The organism is Pseudomonas inefficax, assembly GCF_900277125.1.
GTDB classification, from domain to species: Bacteria; Pseudomonadota; Gammaproteobacteria; order Pseudomonadales; family Pseudomonadaceae; genus Aquipseudomonas; species Aquipseudomonas inefficax.
In genome coordinates, this window is record NZ_OPYN01000112.1 from 1 (window position 1) to 3,579 (window position 3,579).

Here is a 3,579-nt window from a genome sequence, read left to right on the forward strand (position 1 = left end):
CGCACCGACAGAGCGTTTCTTTGGGACGCTAAAGTCAGAATGGGTGCCGCCTAAGGGCTACAAGGAAGTTGAAGAGGCCAAGCAGGACATGACCAGCTTCTTCATGCGATACAACCGAATCAGGCTCCATAGCTACAACAACTACTTGTCGCCAATAGCTATGGAGCAGCAGGCGGCTTGATCACCGTAACTGGTGTCCGGAAATACTTGACCAGAACATGCCCGCTCCCACAGGGACGGCGGCGCCCTCAAGGCTCATGCGATACCTGTGGGAGCGGGCAAGCCCGCGAAGAGGCCAGCAAAGGCGAAAAAATTACTCAGACAACCCCGACCTGCGATACCCATTCGGTGTCTGCCCGCTCAACCGCTTGAACCACCGGGCAAAATACGTCGGGTCGGTAAACCCCAGGCTATCCGACAACTGCCCGATGCTCATCCGCGTATAGATCAGGTTGCGCCGCGCCTCCAGCAGCAACCGCTGGTGCACCACCTGCAGCGCGGTCTGCCCACTCAGCGCCCGGCACAGCTGGTTCAGCTGCAAACTCGGAATATTCAACTGCGCGGCAAAATCCTCCACCGACAAGTGCTCACGGTAATGCGCCTCGACCAGGCGCAGGTACTGCCCCAGCAACTGGCGGTCCCGTTCATCGCGGTTGCGCGGCGCCTGCCCCAGTTGCTGGCGGCGGCTGATCCACACCATCAGCGCCGTCACCAGTGCTTCGAGCAAGGCCGCCCGCGCCGGGGCGTTGCCCTGGTATTCCTGCTGCAGGGTGTCGATCAGGCTGCGCAGGCGCACCCGGTCTCGGCCCAGTGGGTAACAGGCTGCCTTTGCCAGCACCGCCAGCGGCGCACCCAGGCGCTGCTCCAGGTTTGCCACCAGTGCCGTGCCAAAGGTCAACACATGCCCCTGAATGTCGGCGCTGAAGCGAAAGCCGTGCACGGTCATCGGCGGTACCACCTGGATCGCCGCTTCGCTGATGGCGCTGCGCACCCCCTCGATCTCCACCTCGGCCCGGCCGCGCTGCACATACAGCAACTGGAACAGCTCGGCATGCTGGTGCGGCTTGATCTCCCAGTGGTGCAAACGGCTACGCGCCGGGATCGACTCGCAGTGCAGCAGGTCGGTGCCGGGCCAGGCTTGGTTTTCGCCATAGAGCTTGAACAGGGGGACGCCGGGGAGGGTGGATTTCATGCGTGCGGACCTGTCCGTTAATCGAACGTTTTTTGTAAAAGTGCAGGTTATGCATGGAATAGCACACTTCAATGGCTGTTTTTGCCAGTAAAAATGCAAGGGCAAACCCTAACAGCAGATGCCGCCCCACTGCCAGTCCAGGGCCGGCATCGTCCGCACAGAGACAACAACAATGAAAACTCAGGTCGCAATTATTGGTGCAGGTCCGTCTGGCCTGCTGCTCGGCCAACTGCTGCACAAGGCCGGTATCGATACGGTCATCGTCGAACGCCAGACCCCCGAATACGTGCTCGGCCGCATCCGTGCCGGGGTACTGGAACAAGGCACGGTCGACCTGCTGCGTGAAGCCGGGGTGGCTGAGCGCATGGACCGTGAGGGCCTGGTACACGAGGGTGTCGAGTTGCTGGTCGGCGGGCGCCGCCAACGCCTGGACCTCAAGGCCCTGACCGGTGGCAAGACGGTGATGGTATACGGCCAGACCGAAGTGACCCGTGACCTGATGCAGGCACGTGAAGCCAGCGGCGCGCCGATCATCTATTCGGCAAGCAATGTACAGCCGCACGAACTCAAGGGCGAACGGCCCTACCTGACCTATGAAAAAGACGGCCAGGTGCACCGGGTGGACTGCGACTACATCGCCGGCTGTGACGGCTTCCATGGTGTCTCGCGACAGAGCATCCCCGAGGGCATCCTCAAGCAGTACGAGCGGGTCTACCCGTTTGGCTGGCTGGGCATGCTGTCAGACACGCCACCGGTCAATCACGAACTGATCTATGCCCACCACGAACGGGGTTTCGTGCTGTGCAGCCAGCGTTCGCACACCCGTAGCCGTTACTACCTGCAGGTGCCGCTGGAAGAGCAGGTGGAGGCGTGGTCCGACGAGCGTTTCTGGCAGGAGCTCAAGGCACGCTTGCCCGAAGACGTGGCTGCGCGTCTGGTCACCGGCCCGGCTCTGGAAAAGAGCATCGCGCCGCTGCGCAGCCTGGTGGTCGAGCCGATGCAGTATGGCCACCTGTTCCTGGTCGGTGACGCCGCGCACATCGTCCCGCCGACCGGTGCCAAGGGCCTGAACCTGGCGGCATCGGACGTCAACTACCTGTACCGCATCCTGGTCAAGGTGTACCGCGAAGGGCGCACCGACCTGTTGCAGCAGTATTCGCCGCTGGCCCTGCGCCGGGTGTGGAAAGGCGAGCGCTTCAGCTGGTTCATGACCCAGCTGCTGCATGACTTCGGCAGCCACAAGGACGCCTGGGACCAGAAGATGCAGGAGGCCGACCGCGAGTACTTCCTGACCTCGCCGGCGGGGCTGGTGAACATTGCCGAGAACTATGTAGGGCTGCCGTTCGAAGAAGTGGCCTGATTGCCGGGGGCGCGTTGCGCCCCAATCGCGACGCAAGGCCGCTCCCACAGGTAATCATTTGCCTTACAGGCGCTGCTGTACCTGTGGGAGCGGCCTTGCGTCGCGATTGGGCTGCAAAGCAGCCCCGGCATTCGAAAGCCAGCATTGGCTAGCGGGCCAGCAACGCCTCCATCTCCCGATACCCCCGCTGCCGCGCATGCTCCAGCGCGGTCACCCCGTCCTTGTCGGCAATCTGCCGATCTGCCCCGGCCGCCAGCAGCCGGCGCACGATCTCTACATGCCGCGGCCCGCCGTCACCGAGGATCACCGCCTCCAGCAGCGCGGTCCAGTGCAGGCGGTTGAGATGGTTCACATCCACCCCGGCATCGATCAGTATCTGCACGGTCTCGACGTGCCCGCGTTCGGCGGCGGGTATCAGCGCTGTGCCTCCGTAACGGTTTGTGCTCCTAAGGTCGGCACCATGGTTCAACGTCAGCCGCAGGATGTCGTTCAGGCCACGCGCCCCGGCATACAGGTACGGGCTGTCGCCGATGTTGTCCTTGGCATTCACATCGGCACCAGCCTCGATCAGCGCTTTCGCGGCCGCAACCTGGTTGCCGTGGGTGGCCACCAGCAGCGCGGTGCGCCCTTGCTCGTCACGGCTCTCCAGCTGCGCACCTTGTGCCAGCAGTTGTTGCAGGGTGCGCACATCATCGTGACGGGCGGCGTTGTGCAGGCGGTTGTCCATGGCAGTGCTCTCGGCGTGGGCGGCAAGGCTGGTGCACAGGGCGAACAGCATGGCAGCAAGTAGTGAACGCATGGGGCAGGCTCCTCGGTGTCCTGCCCGCATCCTAGAAAAAACACGCCAGGGCTTGAAGTCAAGTTGGGGCATGACCCACAGTGCGCTGGTGAAGAGGTAATGGCAGGAAGCTTAAGGATGACAGTGCCCACCACCCTGATGGGCGCATTGTGCCTGGTAGCCGCCAGTGGCTGGGCCTGTGCCGACCAGGTGCTGCCGGCGCCACCGGAACTGGCCTCCGGCTACCGC

4 protein-coding genes are annotated in these 3,579 nt (G+C 63.2%); 2 read left to right on the forward strand and 2 right to left on the reverse strand.

All coding sequences use genetic code 11. From position 1 onward, the window contains the following. The coding region (locus JV551A3_RS14045) for an integrase core domain-containing protein (RefSeq protein WP_167494825.1) at nucleotides 1-181 on the forward strand (181 nt) is incomplete at its 5' end. Between the two features lie 132 nt (nucleotides 182-313). Here the strand turns inward: JV551A3_RS14045 and JV551A3_RS14050 are convergent. Further along, the gene (locus JV551A3_RS14050) at nucleotides 314-1,192 is read right to left on the reverse strand and encodes a helix-turn-helix domain-containing protein (RefSeq protein WP_133972014.1); all 879 of its coding nucleotides are present in this window, start codon (nucleotides 1,190-1,192) and stop codon (nucleotides 314-316) included. Nucleotides 1,193-1,364: 172 nt separating this feature from the next. Here JV551A3_RS14050 and pobA point away from each other — a divergent pair, with 172 nt between their 5' ends. Further along, nucleotides 1,365-2,552 (forward strand): 4-hydroxybenzoate 3-monooxygenase, encoded by a 1,188-nt coding sequence (gene pobA / locus JV551A3_RS14055; RefSeq protein WP_133972016.1) that lies wholly within the window; start codon nucleotides 1,365-1,367, stop codon nucleotides 2,550-2,552. Nucleotides 2,553-2,700: 148 nt separating this feature from the next. Here pobA and JV551A3_RS14060 read toward each other — a convergent pair whose 3' ends face one another. After that, on the reverse strand, nucleotides 2,701-3,351 hold the full coding sequence (locus JV551A3_RS14060; protein ID WP_133972018.1) for an ankyrin repeat domain-containing protein: 651 nt from the start codon (nucleotides 3,349-3,351) through the stop codon (nucleotides 2,701-2,703). Nucleotides 3,352-3,579: the final 228 nt, after the last annotated feature.